Source organism: Chryseobacterium sp. C39-AII1, from assembly GCF_039672645.1.
Lineage (GTDB): Bacteria > Bacteroidota > Bacteroidia > Flavobacteriales > Weeksellaceae > Chryseobacterium.
Genome location: NZ_JBDFPQ010000001.1, coordinates 75,374 through 95,558 on the forward strand (window position 1 = coordinate 75,374; position 20,185 = coordinate 95,558).

The following is a 20,185-nucleotide window of genomic DNA, read 5'->3' on the forward strand; positions in this document are numbered from 1 at the left end:
GGTTTAGACATTTGGTTTAAAATAAAACATTTATTTAGGATATGTAAACGAACAATTTCTCTTTCTTTTTTCTTCAATCGGAAAACCATTTATTACTGTTTCAGGTTTAAGTAATTCTTTTAAGAGTATATTTTGATTCACCCAACACTTACATTCTATAGCTATTTTATCCCAATAATTGACATAATACATTGTCTTTGTCAGTATCCATTGTTTTTTTCTAAAATCGATATAATGAACAGCTCCCGAATCTCCTCTGTCAGGAAAGTAGGTTTCTATCTTTAATATACCGTCATTTTTTATAGGAGTGATATTTTTTATTATAAATCCTCCATCTTCGGATAAGTTTCTTGTTTCTAAAACCTTCTTTTTATTTATGAAGAAAAATAATTTATCTCCATAAAGAGGCTTGCTAATAAAAACGTCATCTAAAACATTATCTTTATTTAAATCTGCTTTTATTAGAAAGAAATCTGCCGTATCCTTTTTTAATTCATTATAGGTTTGTGAATAAATATTTATGTTAGACAATATTAAAAAGATCACAATATTATTTCTTATTGATGCATTTTTCATAATTAAATATTTCTTTTAGTTTTTTTGTACTTTTTTTTCTTCCATCCAAATTGTACATATTTTGACCATTTACAAGAAAAGTAATTTGTTCTACATTATCATCGTCAGCAACTAAATTTATATCAATGGTTGTATATTTACCTACTTTTTTCTTGGGAAATAGCTTCTTTTCTCCTTTTGAGTTTGGATATTTACCTTTAAAAAAATCTCCTTTTGATAGAAGTTTTCCCCTAAACCAAAAATACCCACTCGCATCAAAGGCGTAGCGTATATCTTTATTTAGTAAATCATAACTAGTTTTATAATCGGTTCTATTTAAAAATTCAAAATATTGTTTATATCCCATCTCTCCAATTTTCTCTCCACTATGGGTTAATTGTATTATTCCTCTTCCGATGTACGGATAGTAATATCTCGATTTTAAATACGTTTCTGAGCCTTTTTCTTGAGATGTTGAAAAATATGCTGACTCTTCATATGATTGGGCTAAGAAATGAATTTTTCTTATACATGTATTTATTTCATACTTATTGAAAATAACATTTATAGTTTCTGTGAATTTTTCGTAGGTCTTATCTCGTAGAGGAAATTTACAATTATTACCTGAAAATAATTCGTAGCCATAGTTTTTTTTGATGCTTGACTCACTATCTCTTAATTGATGTATAATACTAGTAACCTCATCAACCGTAAAATCTCTACCACAAAAACACGTTCCCCCTTCCGTTAATTCAAAAGGTTTTTGGAAAGAAAAATTCTTTGGATCATTTACATCGTCCCCTTTATAAAATACATCTCCTTCAGCATCCAAAACTTCAACATGAAAATAAAGCTTTATTTTTTTATCTTTAGATTTTGCTAAAATATCTTTCCACTTTTTCTTTTCATCGTCGGTTGTTGGCTCCAAAATCATTTCTTTCAATGCCGTATTTTCTAATGCTTTTAAATTAGAAGCTTCATATTTGTTTTGTGCATCTTCACTTTGGGTAATTTTACCTACGGTCATTTCCATGACACTTAGTGCGTCCACTTTTTGGTCTTTTTCGGTAAGCTGCTTTTCAAAAGCCTGTCTTACTTCTACTTTAAGTTTCTTGCCTATAAGACCTAATGTTTTTACTTTCAAGAAAACTTTTTCACCAATAGAGAAACTATTTTTTATGGGTAAAGCCATTACTTTTTTGGTTGCATCAGATGTACTGTCTTTTACTTCCTGCTTAGCAAAACCAACCTCGATCACTTCGGCAACCGGAGCAGGGAGAACCATTTCCTCATAATTTCCAATAATTGTATTGGGCGCGTCCCAATAATTTTTGTTTAATGCATTAAATTCTGCTTCACCGTCGTAGATATGAAATATTATATCTTCTTTACTCGTAATTTCAGTAATTCCTTCAACTATTCTTGTTTTCATAAGTTTTGAGTTTAATGGTCATTACTTTTTTCACCGCTATTTCTTTTTATTGAGCTAGAAGCGTTTACTTTAATATCTGTTTCGCTGCTTACTTTCATCTCTTTGGTTGTGGTATGATTTCCTTTTTCAGCGTGGCTTTGAAGATTTCCTTTTATATATTCTACAAAATTTCCAATCACATTAACCATATAATTTGTTCCGACATTTAGTGCATTTATCATCCCAACTCCCACAGATTTATTCATTCCCACCGTTTCTGTAGAATTCATCCCGACATTGGTATTCATATTTTTTCCGGCGGTGATATTCACATCTTCTCCTGCCATTAAATTAATATTCTTCGGCGCCGTAATATCAATATTTCCGTCACCATAGAAAACCGCAATCGTCTGCCCTTTCTGACTTTCCAGGGTCACATCTCCCGTTTCATCATCCATGATCAGACGGTTTCCGATGCGGGAATGAAGCACTTTATAACGATTATCCGCCGTCGCATAACCGCTGACTTCTTTTCCATTATACATCGCTCCCGAAACATATGGCTTTTCGGCATTGTTACTTTCAAAATTTACCAAAACTTCATCACCAATTTCCGGAATTTTATAATCACCTCGCGATGCTCCAGCGTAAGATGTTTTTGTCCTTATCCACGGCGATTTCTCACCCTTCCTTTCCTGCCACTGAAACTGCACTCTCACCCTTCCCATGCCCGAAGGATCATTATTATCAACCACTCTGGCCGATTGCTCCTCACCAAAAGGAACCGCGTCCGAATCCTGATACGGCGCGTTTTCCAGATCCGGAATGCCCACAAATTCATTATAATATTCATTGCCGTCGTGATAATGCTTAAGCTCAATGATGCGGTAGGTTTCCATCGGATTATCATTAATATCGATCAGCTTCGCCAAACCTCCGATTTTCAATAAAGGATCTCTACTTTTCCCTTTAATCATAATTAAATTTTCACGGTTTTCGCGCTCCCTTCTCACCGAATCTTTCAGTTCTCTCGACGTATTATTCGAAATTCCGGTATGATTGTAGAACATTTCAGCTCTCTTTTTATAAACACTTTCCGAAGCATTGATCGCCACCGCCTGAAACGGATTTTCTTTATATTGATGTTGAACAGAATTCGACTGATAATCAATGTTTTCACCCGCCTGAACATCATACGCCGAATAGCTGAAATGCTGTGGCTTGATATTCATTTGAAACTCAACTTCAATTAAGTTCTTGTTTTCCTCCAAATCCAACATATCCTGCACTTTATTGCCAAATAAAAGCTGCTGACCGTTGTAATAAAAATATTCACCAAACCTCGTTGCGAGCCTTTTAATAAACTGATAATCTGACTCTTTGTACTGAACCGTGTATGGAAGCGAATACTCCGTATTGGGATGATGCACCAAAATATGGGCTTCATCGGGATATTCCGAAACGATTTCCTTGATGATCTGCTCCAGCGATTTTCCTTCAAAGCTGCGGCATTTTTTCCCGCTTTCCATCAGCATTGTCGGAGAATATCCGGTGATATAAAGTTCTCCGTAACCATTCTCTTTTCGGTTTCGAATATTGGCGATAATACCCACAAAAACCTGACGGATATTGCCATACCGATGAATATTAATGGTGATGGTTTTGCCTAAAATATTCTTAGAATTTTCCATCACATAGCCTTTGAAGCTATCCAAAGCATCGTCGGGAACGGTGATCGTGAAGGTATCGTGCTCGTTGGTAAACTGGTTCAGCTCAACGGAAAAGGAAGATTTTTCCAAAAAAGGCTTTCCATCCATGCTTAAGGTTGTATAGACAATCGGGTTGGTCGGATCATTCAGAAAATCCTAAAAACTCCGCATCGAAAAGTATTTTTTTATATCATCCGGATGGTTCAGCCTTCCAAAATCGGAGTTATAATATTTTTCGCTGTCTTCTTCGTGATTGTTGTTGTTTTCTTCCATAATAATTGTGCTTTTTTTGGTTAATTTAAATGAACATCTTCCAACAAAGAGTCTCTGTACTTTTGCTTGGTTTTGAAATAAAGATAGGCCTGCTCTAGTACAACTTCCTCTGTTTTAGAATTTAGAATAATTTTTCCTTCATCAGATTCTATATATTTTCCTTTTGGTATTTCGTAAGTAATATCATTGTCGTCTGTGTAAGAAAGGTTGCTTTTCACGTATATGATTTTATTTCCTTCACTGTCATTAAAAATGGACAGACCGCTTTTTTTGTACTTAATGAAATAGGCTCCTGTAAGGTGATCTAAAAGAATCTTAAGCTTTCCGTCTTCAGATTTTACAATATCTTCAGAGTATATCAGGTCAAAAATATTTGTCATGATAAGAAGATGTTGAATGATGAATAGAAAGTTTCGCGTAGGTTGAATGGTTGAGTATCATAATTTTTATCATTTGGTTAATATCCCAAATATAGGAAATATGAGGTGTGGTCGCGAGCTTTGTTTTTGTTTAGCGATGGTAATTCGTTACTTTATAATAAATTGGGAATTGATATTTTGTGATACAAAATATTTAATGTAAAATATTTTGAAATTTTAAATAATCCTGAAGTGATAAATCATGTATAAAAGCAAAAACCACGATAATAAAATCGTGGTTTTGTATAAATGTTGTTGATATTTTTAATCTCTGTTTTTAACTAAAATCCAGCCTGTGAATTTTATCGGTGTTAATTGTTTGTTGGGCTCATTCCAGCCTACTTCATACCAATAACTTCCGGTAGAGATTTTCTTTGTACCAATGGTTCCGTCCCATTTGTAATTGTTGGATTTATCTCCTTGATAAATTTTCGATCCGTATCGATCAAAAATATTGAATACAAGATTCTTTTTTCCAGCCAGAGAAGAATAATCAAGAATATCATTCACGCCATCGCCATTAGGAGTGATTACGTTGATGATGTTTGGATTTGTATAATCTACCGTTACAGGATCACAATTGTAAGAATCTTTTACATATACCGTACCTGTACCTCTCGGAATTTCTGCAAATACATTAGAATCCTGCCAATGAATATTGTCTATTGAATATTGATAAGGTGCCGTTCCTCCGATTGCACTCACCGTAAGATTTGTGGTTGAAATTTCAAGATTTGTAATAACGGGTTGCTCCGCAGGATATACTTTTACGGTTTGTCTTGTGATGCAATCTCCTGTTTTTAGATTTACCCAATAAACACCTACGCCAACATTCGAGATTGATGGAGTCGTAGCGCCCGTGCTCCATTGATATCCGTTGAAATCCGGGCCAGCGTCTAATGTAGTGGTATCTTCCATACAGATTACTTTATCGGTTAAAACTGTAGATTTTACAGGCGGAAGTACTGTCAAAGTAACCTCAGCAATTCTGTAACAGCCTTGTGCATTGGTCACTTTTACATAAGCCACTCCGTTTGGTGCGATGTAGTTCACGGGATCCGGAATTTCATTGGTTCCGTTGTGTGCATCGGTAGGAGAGGGATAATATTTTTTTGTGATTCCGGTTTGTGAAGTTACACTTGCAACAGTAAGGTTGAATACAGCTGTTGCCGGATTCGATTCTATAAAACAAGATCTTAATGCTGCATTGGTAACGATCGGACTTTCAGAAACGGTTAGATTTAAAGTCACTTCTTCACAATCTGTAAATTCAGGATCATTTCCGCAGAATTTATAAACAAATGAATCGGGACCAAAATATCCAAAGTTGGGTGCATAGCTGATTACTCCGTTGGTAGGATCGATCACTGCATTACCATTTGCCGGAGGTGTAATGATAACCACCGATCCCGGAACATAAGACTGGGTAGAGTTTGTAAACTGTGGTACAATTGTTTTTACGCCATCACAAACGGTATCGTTGGTTGTTGTTTCTGTTAAGCAGGTAAATACTTTATAAACAGGAGTTGTAACCGGCGGACAAGTGCCTACCGTAATTTTAACTACATAATTTCCTGATTGTGTTGGAACGTAAGAGTTTGAAGTTGCTCCCGGAATTGGATTATTATTTCGGTACCATTGATAAGATTCAAAACTATCATCTACTTCAAGGATAATTCCTGGAATACAATCTCCGGTTTGCTTAGCAATTACAGGAATTGATGAGAACCCCGCGAAATAACCGCCATACCCTACAACACCACTTCCTCCGGAAATACCTGCCGTTACGGCTTTGGACGAAGTAATCGTCATATTTCCAGTAACATTCGGAACTGAATAAGAAACCCATGATGAAGTTCCCAATACAGGATAAGGGCCTTGTGTGGCAGGAGGAGTTCCGTTGTTTACTGTAACCACGGCGCCCGCTTCTGTAAGGATATTTAATTTAACATTATTGGTGGTTGGCGGAAGGATATTAATCATTCCGATTTCATCAATTTTTCTTGGCAAATAACAATTCAAAGGTGGGATATAATTGAACCCGATGGTTGCATTGCTGGTTGCTACACCTGCAAGAAGCTGATACACATATACATTTTTCGAGGTTTTAATATACATGTTGTAATGATCATTTCCTTGATTAATGTAATTGTTATTGTTGGTTTTGTTTACTCTGTAATATTCACCTTCATTAAGAACGTATACAGGAGTAGTTGCATTATTAATGTAAACTTCCGTTCCGTCTTCGGTGGCAACAATAAGGGCATCTTCCATTTTCTCGTTGATGTTACCATTTCCTTTTACGACTACGAATTCATTTCCAAGTCGATCAACAGGTACAGATTGATCCATCACAATATCAGAACCGTCCCAATATCCTCCCGCAGGATCGATGGCAAATTGTCCGTTAAAGTTTCCATTGGTCACGGAAATAGGTTTGTTCGATTCTATTTTAGCTCCAATAAAACCATCTTTGTTTCCAGTTTTATTACTGATACCTTCAATAATATAAGATTGCCCTTTGTTAAGAGTAAATGTTAGGGTAGGTGTTGTTAACCCTGTGTTTCCATTGGTAAAAACAACTTCAGCAGCATAGTCTGAAACCGTAACGGTTGTGTTGTCTTCCGTTGCTAAAATTCCGGTAGTGAAATTAAGTAGCGGATTGGTTGAGGATACCTGGATATCTTCTATAGGTGAAACAACGGCATAAAATTTTGTTCCGATGCCTGCTTTACCTTTCGAAGTGAGAATCTCGCCGTGACTGCTTACTGAAAACCTGAAGGTCACAAAATAGGGTTTTGCTCCTTTTGTATACAATCCTTTGTTGATCGGGTGAAAAAGATCCGATGTGGCAGAAGTAATCATATTATTAAGCGGAACTGAAAAGGTCTGCGGATTTCCTTTACTGATGGTAACGGTTCCGATGACATTGTTGTTACTGTAGATTTCTACCGGAAAAGGGGTGGTAGAATCTGTTGAAAAATAGAGTGCCTGTTGAGGACTGCTCAGTACTGCAGTTCTTGCTGCCATAGGGGCAAACCAGTGCTCTGTGTCTCTTTGTGCATACAAAGAGAGTGGTATTGATAACAGTATCAATACTAAACTTTGTAAAAGTTTTTTCATAAACGTGGGAATTAAGGATTGCCACAAAAATAATATATTATTTAGAATGAATAGAAAATTATTTCGAAATAATTTTAAAATATTCATAAAAAAGGCAATAAAAAACCACGATTCCAAAAAATCGTGGTTTTAAATATTATTTTACTTTTACTAATCGATATTTTTTACAAGAATCCAACCTGTATATTTTATTGGTGTCTTTTGCTTATTTGGCTCATTCCAAGTAATGTGATACCAGTAAGTGCCTGTAACAATTTTTTTATCGTAATGTCTACCGTCCCAAGTATAATTATTGAATTTATCTCCCGTAAATATCTTGTTACCGTATCTGTCATACACTACGAATACCAGATTATCTTTATAGCCTAATTCTCTATAGTCAATCACATCATTTACATTATCACCGTTCGGAGTGATAGCATTAACTAAATTCGGAACTGTAACTTCTACCGAAATAGGCGTACAGCTGTAAGAATCTTTCACATAGAATGTGTGCTGACCTCTCGACAATCCTGTAAATATATTAGAGTCTTGCCAGTTGGCGATTCCATCTACGGAATATTTATAAGGTGGCGTTCCTCCGTTTACAATTACCGTAGCCGTATTGTTGGTAATTTCAATCTGAGTAATTACAGGGTCCGGTGCTTTTTTAATGTTAACAACCTGAGTAATAAAACATCCGTTTTTACCTAAAATTACAGTATACTGACCAGGGCTTACACCACTGATTCCTGAAGTTGTAGCGCCTGTATTCCATTGGTAAGAATCATATCCAGGGCCTGCGTCAATGTTTGTTCTTGCATCAATACAGATAAACTGATCTACCAATAGAGGTGATTTTTTAATTGGTTTTGCTACCAATGTAATAATTGCGTTTGCTGTACAGCCTTCGTTGGTTGTTACTTTCACGTATACAGTTCCGCTTAAAGACTGATAATGTACAGGATCTGTAATCATATTGGTTCCTGTTGTCAGGTGAGCCATTGTCTTGTAGAATTGTTTTGTCACCAAAGGATAATCTGTAACCGGAGCTGTTGTTAAATCAAACTCAGCATATGGGTTGGTATCGTATTGGCAAGCTTCAATCGTAACATCTTTGATGACGAAAGGAACTACATTTAGATTTAAAGTTACTTCTTCACAGTCTGTGAATTGTGCATTATTTCCGCAGAATTTAAAAACAATTTTATCAGGACCTAAATATCCCGGATTTGGTGTATAAGTGATAACTCCCGTAGAAGTATTAATTGCTGCACTTCCCTTGGTTGGAGCTGTAAGAATTGTTACTGTACTTGCAACCGGAGTTTGTGTAGAGTTTGTAAAGGTAGGAGTAATGATGGTTGTTCCGCAAATTGTAAGTGTTTTAGTCGTTGTCATCAAACAAGTATACACTTTGTAGATTGGCGTTGTTACCGGCGGGCAAGTTCCCATTGTTACTTTTACTGTAAAATCTCCAGATTGTGTAGGAGTATAAGTATTAGTCGTAGCACCCGGAATAGCCACTCCGTTTCTGAACCATTGGTAAGTTTCGTAGCTGTCGTCTACCTCAAGTACAAGACCAGGTACACATTCTCCTGTTTTTTTGGTAATTACAGGAATTGAAGAGAAACCTGCAAAATATCCTCCATATCCTACAGCTCCACTACCTCCAGCGATACCTGCAGTAACAGCTTTAGTAGAAGCTACTGTCATATTTCCTGTCGCATTCGGAACAGAATAAGATACCCAAGCAGTTGTTCCTGTTATAGGGTATGGTCCTTGTGTGGTTGGTAACTGAACATCATTTACAGTAACTGTGGCTCCGGTTTCTGTAATAATGTTTAATTTTACGGTATTTGTAGTTGGAGGTAAAATATTTACCATCGCAATCTCATCAATTTTTCTTGGTAAAAAGCAATTCAAAGGTGGAATATAGTTGAATCCTTCTGTTGCATTGTAGTTTGGAAGACCAGCAAGAAGTTGATATACATATGCATTTTTTGATGTTTTAATACGCATGTTATAATGCCCGTTTCCTTGATCGATATATCTATTGATAAATGTACCGCCTGCTCCTTCGCTTACACGAAACCATTCTCCTTCATTAAGAGTAGCTAAAGGTAAGCCAGAATCGTTTACATAAACTTCTGTATTGTTTTCGGTGGCAACAATTAATGCGTCTTCCACACCATCGGTAATATTACCATTACCTTTTACTAGAGCAAATTCGTTTCCTAATCTATCGGTAGGAACTGATTGATCCATTATAATATCTGTTCCGGAAAAACCTCCCGGAGGTGAGAGAGCAAATTGGCCATTAAAGTTTCCGTTAGTAACGGAGATTGGTTTATCAGCTTCTATTTTTGATCCAATAAAACCTGTTTGATTAGTAGAGGAGGTACCAGGAATTTTTCCTTCAATAATATAAGACTGTCCTCTATTCAGGTTTACTGTCATTGAGGGAGTTGTAGCTCCTGTTGTTCCGTTAGAAAACTGAACTCCAGCAGCGTATCCAGAAACTGTAACTGTTGTATTGTCTTCAGTAGCAATAATTCCGGTTGTGAAATTTAAGTAACTAGAAGAATTTAAGCCTGTAATCGGGCTCGTGACAGCATAAAATTTCTTTCCTAATGCTGCTTTACCTTTAGACGTAAGAATTTCACCATGGCTGCTAACTGAAAATCTGTAGTTTACAAAATATGGCTTTTCTCCATGAGTATAAATTCCTTTATTTACTTTGGTAAACAATTCTCCACTAGCTGATGTTACCATGGTTGTCCCCATCGTAACACCTGGTATAGCAGGGGTCGCGGGAAAGTTAAAGACTTGCGGATCTCCTTTTTTAATGGTTACAGTACCAATGATTACGCTGTTTCCTGATGCGTTATTGGTATAGATGTTTACATCAAATGGGGTAACAGAATCTGTGGAAAAATATAGACCCTGATAAAAGGATATGAGAGCAGATGGATTTGCAGCCATTGGCGCAAACCAGTGGTCTGTATCTCTTTGTGCAAAGAGCGTTTTAGTCGTCAAAAAAACTAATACTAAACTAAGTAGAAATCTTTTCATATGATTGGGAATTAGGATTTCTACAAAAATAGCATAATATTTGAAAAGTTTTTTAAAAAATATAAAGAATCGTGAAAAATTATTCACGATTCTTTATTAATATCCATCCTGAGTATGAAACTGTTAATTTCGTATCCGGCTCTGTCCATTGAAGCACATACCAATAAGTTCCAGTAGGCAAAGTTCTTCCACCTGGCTTTCCGTCCCATGTATAAACGTTTTTTGGAGATTTATAAACAATAGCTCCGTATCTGTCTGAAACCTCAATGTTTACGTTTTCTTTCATTCTTAATTCAGAATAATCCAAAACATCGTTTATTCCGTCTCCGTTGGGTGTAATTGCATTGATGATGTTAATTACTAAAAATTCTTTAATGACAGGAAGACATCCATCAGATCCTAAAACATATACTTGATGAGTTCCTCTTGATAATCCCATAAATACGTTTGAGTTTTGATAATCAATACCATTTAAAGAATATCTGTACGGAGGAGTTCCGCCTGTAACGTGTACCGTTGCTGTATTTCCTGATACTTCAATTTTAGTGATAATAGGAGCCTGAGCCGTATTTACATTTACATGTTGACGATATACGCAGCCGTTCATTCCCAAATCTACATAATAACTTCCTGCACCTGCCAAAATGGTTTGTGTGGTAGCTCCGGTATTCCATTTATAAGAAGTGAAGCCTGTTCCCGCATCTAAAATTACTTTATCATCAGAACAAATTACCTGATCATGAAGCGTGCTCGATTTTCTTGGAGATTTAAAATTAACAGTTAAAGTTCCAATATTCGGACAAGCACTTGCACTTACAAATCGGATGTAATAGATGTTGTTTGAATTAATTGTTTGTGTTGCAGGAATAGCATTTGTCGCATTTTGCGCATTTGCAAGAGAAGTGTAGAAAGTTAATGTTACAGTGGGATCTGTGGTAAATAAATTTTTATAATCATTAAGGTTGATGTTTTCAGAACCGTTCAAGTCGTTATCACAAATATCTGTGGTGGCAGTGTTTGTAATTAAACTGATTTTATTTCCGATGGTGAAATTAATTTGTCCTAAAACAGCCGGGCAATCTCCTGTAGGCGATTCTACTCTTACGTAAACAGTTGTATTGGTATTATAATTCCAGTTGGTTGGGATTGTGTTTGTGTTTCCTGCCGTAGCATCAGCTTGTACTAAATAATATTTTACATTAAAGCTTCCTGCATTATTAACAATTTGTGGAGTTACCGTGGCGAAATTCACAGGAATAATTCCATCAAAATTATCATCACAAATATTTGCGTTAAAATTACTTACATTAATATTCGGCGACGGAGAAGCTGATAACGTGATCTGAGCCACTTTTGAACATCCGTATGTAGAAGTTACATTCGCATAAATAGTTCCTGTAGGCCCTGTATAAGATGCAGGGTTGGTAATTTGACCAGTTAAGTTGGAATTGGTGAAATAATTAACCGTAGCTCCGGGACTTGCGGTAACAACAGCTGAGGTTAAATTATGCGTTCCGTTTCCTGTTGAATTGGTACAAGACAATAATGTAGCATTCGTTACCTGAAGAACATCTGTATTGATGACAATTTTAAAATATTCAAAGGCAAAAGGAGTTCCGTTTCCTTGAATATAATAGATAAATGAATCTGTAGTATTTACAGTCGTAGGATTCGGAGTATACGTAATCTGTCCTGTTGTAGGGTTTACTGTTGCAGTTCCTGAAGTTGGTGCAGAAATAATGCTCGTTAACGAAGGAATAATAGTTTGAGTAGAACTTGTAAAAGCCGGTGTAATCGTTTTTGTTGAACAAGAACCGATTGTATAAGTTGTTGTGGTGATTGGCGGACATAAAGTATAACTATAAATCGCCGTCATCCTTGTTTCACAACTTGTTTTTGTGATTTTACAGGTGTAATCTCCCGCTCCGTATAATTCTGGATTAATCGAATAAGTCGTCGCCCCAGGAATAGCAACTCCGTTGAAATACCATTGATAGGCATCATAGGTATTGTCTACTTCAAGCAAAACTCCGGCATAGCAATCTCCCGTTTTTGTGATCGTAGGAACAGAAGAAAATCCTGCGAAATAACCCCCATATCCTACCGCACCGTTACCTGCCGCAATTCCTGCAGTTACAGGTTTGTTTGATCCGATGGTGATATTTCCTGTTACACTTGGGATAGAGTAGGTAACCCAGTTAGGATTTCCTGTCACTGGCGCGGGTCCTGCGCTTGCCTGAATAGGATTTCCGTTAATGGTGACCGCTGCTCCGGTTTGTGTAATGATATTAAGTCTTGTATTAAAAGTGTCGTTTCCAATTTTATTGATGGAACCAATTTCATTAATTTCTTTAGGTAAAAAACAGCTCAAGGGCGGAATAAAATTCATACCTCCGGTTGCATACACATTTCCTGTAGAAGTTCCTGCAAGGAGCTGATAAACATATACATTATTATTTGCAGAAATACTCATGTTGTAGTTTCCGTTTATCTGGCTGATGTAGTTGGTTCCCTGTACCACGTAATATTGTCCTGCATTTAGCGTAACACTGTTTAAAAGGGTTCCGTTTATGGTAAGTTTGGTGTTATTTACTGTTGCCACTACCACGGCTGCTTCCATTCCTGAGTTGGCTGGGCCGTTTCCTTTCATCATTACAAAGTCTTTACCCAATCTTTCTACAGGAACCGACTGATCCATCAAAACATCTACGTTGGTACTATTAAATGTTGTATAAATGCTGTTGAAATTTCCGTTAGTTACAGAAATGGGCTTGTTGGCTGTAATTTTTGCACCTACTAATCCCGTTAAATTGTTTGAATTAAGATTACTCTGTGCTTCAATAATATATGATTTACCTTTATTGATGGTAAATGTTCTTGAAGGTGCCGAAATACCATCCGAAAAAACAACTCCGGGATTATATCCGGATAAAGTTACGGTTGTATTATCTTCTGTAGCCGTAACTCCGATGGTTGAGTTTACGTAAGGCTTAGCAGTTGTATTGGGAGCCATTCCTACGAAGAAGTTTTTTCCAAGTCCGGCTAATCCTTTAGAAGTAACAAATTCAGCCTGATCAGAAACAGTAAATCTGTAGCTGGCAAAGAATTTTTTATTTCCTTTTACAAATAATCCCATCCCGGTAGAAGTAAATAAGTTGGATGCAGTAGAAGCAATCATCATATTGTTGGGAATGGTTACCTGCATTGGGTTTCCTTTGCTTACCTGAACGGTTGTAAATAAATTGTTATTATTAAAAACCTGAACAGAAAAAGGCGTAGTTTCATTGGTTGAAAGGTATAAGTAACCTTTGGGAGTTCCTTGTAACGAACTTGCCGACATTGGGGCAAACCAGTGTTCTGTATCTAATTGTGCATTAACGATTAAACAAAGAAACGTACAAATAATTAGTAGAAATTTTTTCATGCTTATTAATAAGGGGCTGCAAATATAAGCATTAGTAATCAAAATTTTAAATGAATTTTTCTTTACATATGAATGAATGGAGAAATTGCTAAATATTTAATAATGAGTTAATATTTGTTGCGTTCTCATAATTAAGTGAAATAAAAAAATCCCGATGAAAAAATTTCACCGGGACTATTATTTTTAAAATCTTAAAAGATTACAAACCGATTCTGATGAATCCAGTTACTTTTAGGTCAGCATTTACAGATTTTACATAGTCAGCAACTGAGATAGAGCTGTCTTTGATGAAATCTTGGTGTACCAACGTGTTGTCTTTGTAGAATCTCTGCATTTTACCTTTCAAGATATTGTCGATAATGTTTGCAGGCTTACCTTCTTCTACAAGCTTGTGTCTTTCGATTTCTAATTCTTTATCGATAGTTTCCTGAGAAACAGAAGTTTCGTCAAGAGCGATTGGGTTCATCGCAGCAGCTTGCATAGAAACAGCTTTAGCAGCCTCGTCAGAACCTTCTACTTTAGCAGAAAGAGCAGTGATAGCAGCGATTTTGTTTCCAGCGTGGATGTAAGCTCCTAAGAAAGGACCTTCGATTCTTTCGAATGCACCGATCTCGATTTTCTCACCGATAACACCTGTTTGCTCGATTAATTTTTCAGCAACAGTTAATCCGTGGAAATCTGTAGCCAATAATTCTTCTTTAGTAGCAGCAAAAATAGCCATTTCAGCTAATTCGTAAGCTAGCTCGATGAACGCCTCGTTTTTAGCAACGAAGTCAGTTTCGCAGTTCAAAGAGATGATAGTACCCAAAGTGTTATCTTCGTTTACTCTAGCGATTACAGCACCTTCAGTAGATTCTCTGTCAGCTCTGTTAGCAGCAACTTTTTGTCCTTTTTTTCTAAGGATATCTACTGCTTTTTCGAAGTCTCCTTCAGCTTCAACTAAAGCTTTCTTGCAGTCCATCATACCTGCACCTGTTTGGTTTCTCAATTTTGCTACGTCTGCAGCAGCTGGTGTATAAGACATAATATCTATTATTTTTTTATTGTAAGATTAGTATTAATTTTTAGCTTAATTTTAAAGCGATGCAAAGATAATGATTTTAATGATAAACTAAAAAATGACTTTTTGCGTTATTTGTATATTTAATAAATTTTTAAATGTTTGGTTAATGAAAAAAATATTTCTTCTTCTGTTTTTGTGCATTTTTACCCTTGGCTTTTCTCAAAAAAAGAAAAAAGCGAAATCTAAGGCTGTTGCTGAGAAAGAAACGCTTATTATCTATACAGAGCAGGATGCAGAGAGCACTAAAGAAGCCAGAATTATTGCCGGATTCTTGAAGCAAAACCCGGGTCATGCCAAGACAGATTATTTTAAAAGAAAGTTAATAGAAATTATCATGGCAGATAATTCTCCTGAGGCAAAACCTACTATCACGCCTTTAAGCAAAGGAGAAGTTGCAAAAATGGCTAAAAATGAATCCAAAGTTTCTGGTAACAAAACAATGGCATCTAATACAAAGCTAGCTTCTACTTCTGCAGTGCCAGCAAGAGATGTAAATTATGCAAGTGTAACCAATACGAGTAAAAAATCTGAACCCAGCGAGAAAAATAAAAGAACGGCTGCGATGTTAACGCACATGTTCAACAATGATCCGATGGATAAGGAAGCTTATATAAATATTAAAAACAGATCTAAATGTAATCTGATTGTAAAAATCACCGGAAAAAAATATTATAATCTGGATGTTCCCGCTAAAGGGCAGAATTTTATTTTAATAGATAAAGGAGAATATGTCTTAACAACAATGGTTTGTGATGCCAAATATTCGTCACTGAAAAATATCAATAAAGATATTGAGATTGAATTAAATTTGGCAGAATAATTTTTTTTCTAAATATGGTGAGATATTTTTAAATTGAGTATATTTGGAAAAAATATATAATTTATGAAAAAAATAACATTGTTTTCCTTTGTGATTTTATCTTTAATCTCTTGTTCTAATGATAGTAATAGTTTAATCGAAGAAAAAGAAAGTTTGTCATCAAAAGATGCTAGTACCCAAAAAGTATCAGTGACTAAATCGGTTGTTGAAGCAGAAAGTAAAATTCAACAATTACAAAAAAATCAGTCATTGAATGTAGATTTTCAGGGTAATCGATTGAGATTAACAATGCAAGATGATTGTAATTTAGTTTTATATTATGAGAAACCTGCTTCAAATTTCACTCTCACTTTATGGAAAACAAATACAAACAGACTATTAACTTCCTCGGATATTGCATTAGCATCAGCTCAAACGGATGGAAACTTTGTTGTCTATCAAAAAGCTCCATATGTTTTATCTAATTCTGTTTGGGCTACTAATTCTTATGTTGGAAGTGTATCTAATCCATATATTAAATTACAGTTAGTTAGAGTGAAAAATGAACTTTTTGGGACGCAGAAATACGTTTATAAGTTGTTAATTGAAGGTAATGGTACAGATAGAGTTGTTGTTGCAGAAGGAGATTTAGCTCCGAATATGTAAAATTGCTAAAATGTAAAAAAAAGACTTGTCATTCATTTGACAAGTCTTTTTTTTATCCTTTAAACTGACCCATTGCGATAAATTTATCTTGTCTTTGGGTTTCAAGTTCTTTTCCTGTAAATTTCGAGAACGCTTTAATGTTCTGTAAAATTGAAGTCTTTAAGTTTAAAAACGTTGTTTCGGGGTCGTAATGCGCACCACCAAGTGGTTCCTCTACGATTCCGTCAATGAATTTTTCTCTTAAAGCATCTTTTGGAGTCAAATTCAATGCGTTTGCGGCATCTTCTTTGTGATCCCAGTTTCTCCAAAGAATTGAAGAACAGCTTTCCGGAGCAATTACTGTGTACCAAGTGTTTTCCAACATATACACTTTGTTACCAACACCAATTCCTAATGCACCGCCACTCGCTCCTTCACCGATAATATAAGTGAAAATAGGAGTTTTTAGCATGGTCATTTCGAAAATATTTCTTGCAATTGCTTCACCTTGTCCTCTTTCTTCAGCTTCCAATCCTGGATAAGCTCCCGGTGTATCAACCAAAGTTACCACAGGAATGTTGAATTTCTCAGCAAGCTTCATCAATCTCAGCGCTTTTCTGTATCCTTCAGGATTCGGCATTCCGAATCTTCTGTGTTGTCTTTCTTTAGTTGTTCTTCCTTTCTGAGTTCCGATGATCATTACTTTTTGCCCGTCTAGGGTAGCAATACCGCCAATCATGGCAGGATCATCAGCGAAATTTCTGTCTCCGTGAAGTTCTAAGAAGCTGCCTTTATCTACCATCCCGTTGATATAATCCAATGTATAAGGACGATCCGGATGACGAGATAGTTGTACTCTTTGCCAAGGGGTAAGACTTCCATAGATTTCTTTTTTCTTTTCTATGATTTTATCCTCTATCTGGCTGCATGCTAATTTTACATCAACACCACTTTCTTCTCCTACTAAAGAACAAGTTTGGTATTGATCCATTAATTCTTTTATAGGTAGTTCGAAACTTAAATATTCCATTCTTGAAGTAAATTAAATCTTTCAAATGTATGAAAAATTATGAAAATTTATTAAAAATTATTAACAGCATTGTTTATTCTGGATATAGTTTCCTCTTTTCCAAGGATTTGCATGATGTCCGGGACGTCTGGGCCTTTCAATTCTCCCACCAACGATAAACGCAGTGGCATCATTACTTTACCCATTCCTAAGCCTTTATTTTCGGCGAAATCATGAATGTTTTGCTTTAAATTTTCAGCATTAAATTCAGCATTTTCTAAACCTGATGCAAATTCTCCTAAAATAGCAGATGTTTCATCATTCCAAGCTTTTTTAGATGCTTTTTCATCATAAGAAGTCGGAGCTTCGAAGAAAAACTTTCCATTTTCATAAATATCAATCGGGAAAGTCGCTCTTTCTTTCATCAAATGAATGATTCTTAAAAACTTCTCATCTTCGATTGTGATATTAAGATCAGAATTTTTTAAAATCGAAAGAATTTCTTCATCAGATTTTTGTTGAAGATACTGATGGTTGAACCATTCAGCTTTTTCTTTACTGAATCTTGCACCTGCTTTATGAACTTTATTCAAATCGAATTCTTTTGCCATTTCATCCAACGATAAAATTTCTTTATCATCCGCAGGCGACCAACCTAAAAGTGCCACCATATTGATGAATGCTTCAGGCAAATATCCACTTTCTCTATATCCTTTAGAAACATTTCCGGTTGCCGGATCTTTGAAATTCAAAGGGAAAACCGGGAATCCGAATTTATCGCCGTCTCTTTTGCTTAGCTTTCCTTTACCTTCTGGTTTTAAAATCAAAGAAAGATGTGCAAACTGAGGTGCTTCCCAACCCATTGCTTCATATAATAAAGTGTGCAGACCTAAAGATGGCAACCATTCTTCACCACGAATAACGTGAGAAATTTCCATTTCGTGGTCATCGATGATATTGGCGAAGTGATAAGTTGGCATTCCGTCGTTCTTTACCAAAACTTTATCATCTAAAGTATTTGTGTTTACAGAAGAATTTCCTCTGATAATGTCAACAAGATTCAAAGTTCTGTCAATCGGCATTTTGAATCTTACGACGTATGGCGTTTTTTCATCCAATAACTTTTGAATTTCCTCTTCAGAAAGCGCAAGGCTGTTTCTTAACTGATTTCTTGTTTTGTTATCGTAAGAGAAAACATCGCCTCTTGCCTCGTATTCAGCACGGATAGCGTCTAATTCTTCAGCAGTATCAAAAGCGATATATGCATAATCTGTTTTCAGGATCTGCTCTGTATATCTGTCGTAGATGTCTCTTCTTTCAGATTGTCTGTAAGGGGCAAATTTTCCTCCTTTTTTAGGACTTTCATCAGCAATAATTCCGCACCATTCCAGAGCTTCTTCAATATAATCTTCCGCTCCTTCCACATATCTTGCAGTGTCTGTATCTTCAATTCTCAATACAAATTCACCACCTTGGTTTTTAGCAAAAAGATAGTCATATAATGCGGTTCTTACGCCTCCTAAATGCAAAGGTCCCGTGGGACTTGGAGCAAAACGTACTCTTACTTTGTCCATTTCAATTAAAATTTTGATGCAAAGTTAGGTAAACTAACACAAAAAGATAAATTTATTTGGAACTAATAGGTAAGGTGAAAATTTGTTAAATATAGATTTTAAGAAAAATAAAATTCCGATTAAAATTTGTATCTGATTGAAAAAGAATAACTAGAATAATGTATTTTTGTATGATTTGATTTAACCATGACAAAAATTAAAAAACAAAATAAGTTATCATTTTATATTAAAGGTTTTTCGAGAGGATTATTTCCTGTTCAGCCTTATGAAAAAAAAATAGATAGTCTTTATAAAACGCTTTCAAAGAATGATTTAAATGAGGTTGAAAGAAGGCTGAATTATTATAATAAAATCAATTCTGAAATAAAAGTAGATCATCACGGAACGACAATTCAAGATCTGCTGAAGCCTAAAACGCCTAAAGCATATTATTTTGATACGTACGAATATGCGAGATATTTTCCCAAAGATCTCAAGATAGATTATGCCTTTGGAGATGTGAATACTATTTTAGATTTTCCGATGATTACAAAAAGTCGTCCTATTCATGGAGGAAACGATAATAATATTTTACTGAATCTGGATAAAGCAAGACATTTTGTTTCTCTACAAGATAATCGGAATTTTGATGATAAGAAAAATATAATGATCGGAAGAGCGGCTGTACATCAGGAACACAGAAAAAGGTTCTATGAAAAGTATTTTAATAATCCGATTTGCGACCTAGGGCAAGTAAATAAAAATGGTGGCAATCCGGACTGGATAAAGCCTAAAATTTCCATTGATGAGCATTTAAAAAATAAATTTATTTTAAGTCTTGAAGGAAATGATGTTGCTACCAATCTGAAATGGATTATGTGTTCAAATTCTGTAGCTGTATCACCTCCCTTAAAAATGGAAACTTGGTACATGGAGGGAACTTTGAAACCGAACGAACATTTTATCTGTATTGATGAAAATTATGAAAATCTTGAAGAAAAAATTCAATATTATATAGAACATCCAAATGAAGCGAAAGAAATCATTAAAAATGCCAAGGAATATCGCTCGCAGTTTAATAATAAAAATGTCGAAAATTTAATATCGCTTTTGGTTTTGAAAAAGTATTTTGACTACATTCGCTAAAAAAT

General features: G+C 35.5%; 13 protein-coding genes. 3 read left to right on the forward strand and 10 right to left on the reverse strand.

Annotated features, from left to right (window positions below; genetic code table 11):
* Window positions 1-30: 30 nt before the first annotated feature.
* The 8 genes from ABEG63_RS00320 to tsf all read right to left on the reverse strand — a co-directional run bounded on the left by ABEG63_RS00320 (window position 31) and on the right by tsf (window position 14,989).
* Window positions 31-576, reverse strand: a complete 546-nt coding sequence (locus tag ABEG63_RS00320; RefSeq protein WP_346582106.1) for a hypothetical protein — start codon at window positions 574-576, stop codon at window positions 31-33.
* The gene (locus ABEG63_RS00325; RefSeq protein ID WP_346582108.1) at window positions 551-1,987 is read right to left on the reverse strand and encodes a hypothetical protein; all 1,437 of its coding nucleotides are present in this window, start codon (window positions 1,985-1,987) and stop codon (window positions 551-553) included. The genes ABEG63_RS00320 and ABEG63_RS00325 overlap by 26 nt, the downstream gene beginning before the upstream one ends.
* Before the next feature lie 11 nt (window positions 1,988-1,998).
* Window positions 1,999-3,783 (reverse strand): type VI secretion system tip protein VgrG, encoded by a 1,785-nt coding sequence (vgrG, locus tag ABEG63_RS00330; RefSeq protein WP_346582110.1) that lies wholly within the window; start codon window positions 3,781-3,783, stop codon window positions 1,999-2,001.
* Window positions 3,784-3,968: 185 nt separating this feature from the next.
* Window positions 3,969-4,328, reverse strand: coding sequence for a hypothetical protein (locus ABEG63_RS00335; RefSeq protein ID WP_312394614.1), 360 nt, complete (start codon window positions 4,326-4,328; stop codon window positions 3,969-3,971).
* A gap of 303 nt (window positions 4,329-4,631) precedes the next feature.
* A complete protein-coding gene (locus ABEG63_RS00340; RefSeq protein ID WP_346582112.1) occupies window positions 4,632-7,490 on the reverse strand; it encodes a T9SS type B sorting domain-containing protein in 2,859 nt (952 codons plus the stop codon).
* A gap of 150 nt (window positions 7,491-7,640) precedes the next feature.
* Entirely contained in the window at window positions 7,641-10,541 is a 2,901-nt protein-coding gene (locus ABEG63_RS00345; protein ID WP_346582114.1) for a gliding motility-associated C-terminal domain-containing protein, read from the reverse strand.
* Window positions 10,542-10,620: 79 nt separating this feature from the next.
* Complete coding sequence (locus ABEG63_RS00350; protein ID WP_346582115.1) at window positions 10,621-13,965, reverse strand: gliding motility-associated C-terminal domain-containing protein; 3,345 nt, start codon at window positions 13,963-13,965, stop codon at window positions 10,621-10,623.
* A gap of 199 nt (window positions 13,966-14,164) precedes the next feature.
* The gene (tsf, locus tag ABEG63_RS00355; RefSeq protein WP_267402382.1) at window positions 14,165-14,989 is read right to left on the reverse strand and encodes a translation elongation factor Ts; all 825 of its coding nucleotides are present in this window, start codon (window positions 14,987-14,989) and stop codon (window positions 14,165-14,167) included.
* Between the two features lie 145 nt (window positions 14,990-15,134).
* On the opposite strand from tsf, the gene ABEG63_RS00360 reads away from it, so the two are divergent.
* Together ABEG63_RS00360 and ABEG63_RS00365 are read left to right on the forward strand one after the other, a co-directional pair.
* Window positions 15,135-15,848, forward strand: a complete 714-nt coding sequence (locus ABEG63_RS00360) for a DUF6759 domain-containing protein (protein ID WP_267402381.1) — start codon at window positions 15,135-15,137, stop codon at window positions 15,846-15,848.
* 63 nt (window positions 15,849-15,911) lie between these two features.
* Window positions 15,912-16,493, forward strand: a complete 582-nt coding sequence (locus ABEG63_RS00365) for a hypothetical protein (protein ID WP_346582116.1) — start codon at window positions 15,912-15,914, stop codon at window positions 16,491-16,493.
* A gap of 52 nt (window positions 16,494-16,545) precedes the next feature.
* Here ABEG63_RS00365 and ABEG63_RS00370 read toward each other — a convergent pair whose 3' ends face one another.
* Together ABEG63_RS00370 and gltX are read right to left on the reverse strand one after the other, a co-directional pair.
* Window positions 16,546-17,502 (reverse strand): acetyl-CoA carboxylase carboxyltransferase subunit alpha, encoded by a 957-nt coding sequence (locus ABEG63_RS00370; RefSeq protein ID WP_267402379.1) that lies wholly within the window; start codon window positions 17,500-17,502, stop codon window positions 16,546-16,548.
* 50 nt (window positions 17,503-17,552) lie between these two features.
* Window positions 17,553-19,055, reverse strand: a complete 1,503-nt coding sequence (gene gltX / locus ABEG63_RS00375; protein WP_346582119.1) for a glutamate--tRNA ligase — start codon at window positions 19,053-19,055, stop codon at window positions 17,553-17,555.
* A 186-nt stretch (window positions 19,056-19,241) separates the two neighbouring features.
* On the opposite strand from gltX, the gene ABEG63_RS00380 reads away from it, so the two are divergent.
* Complete coding sequence (locus ABEG63_RS00380) at window positions 19,242-20,180, forward strand: glycosyl transferase family 90 (protein WP_312394593.1); 939 nt, start codon at window positions 19,242-19,244, stop codon at window positions 20,178-20,180.
* Window positions 20,181-20,185 lie beyond the last annotated feature (5 nt).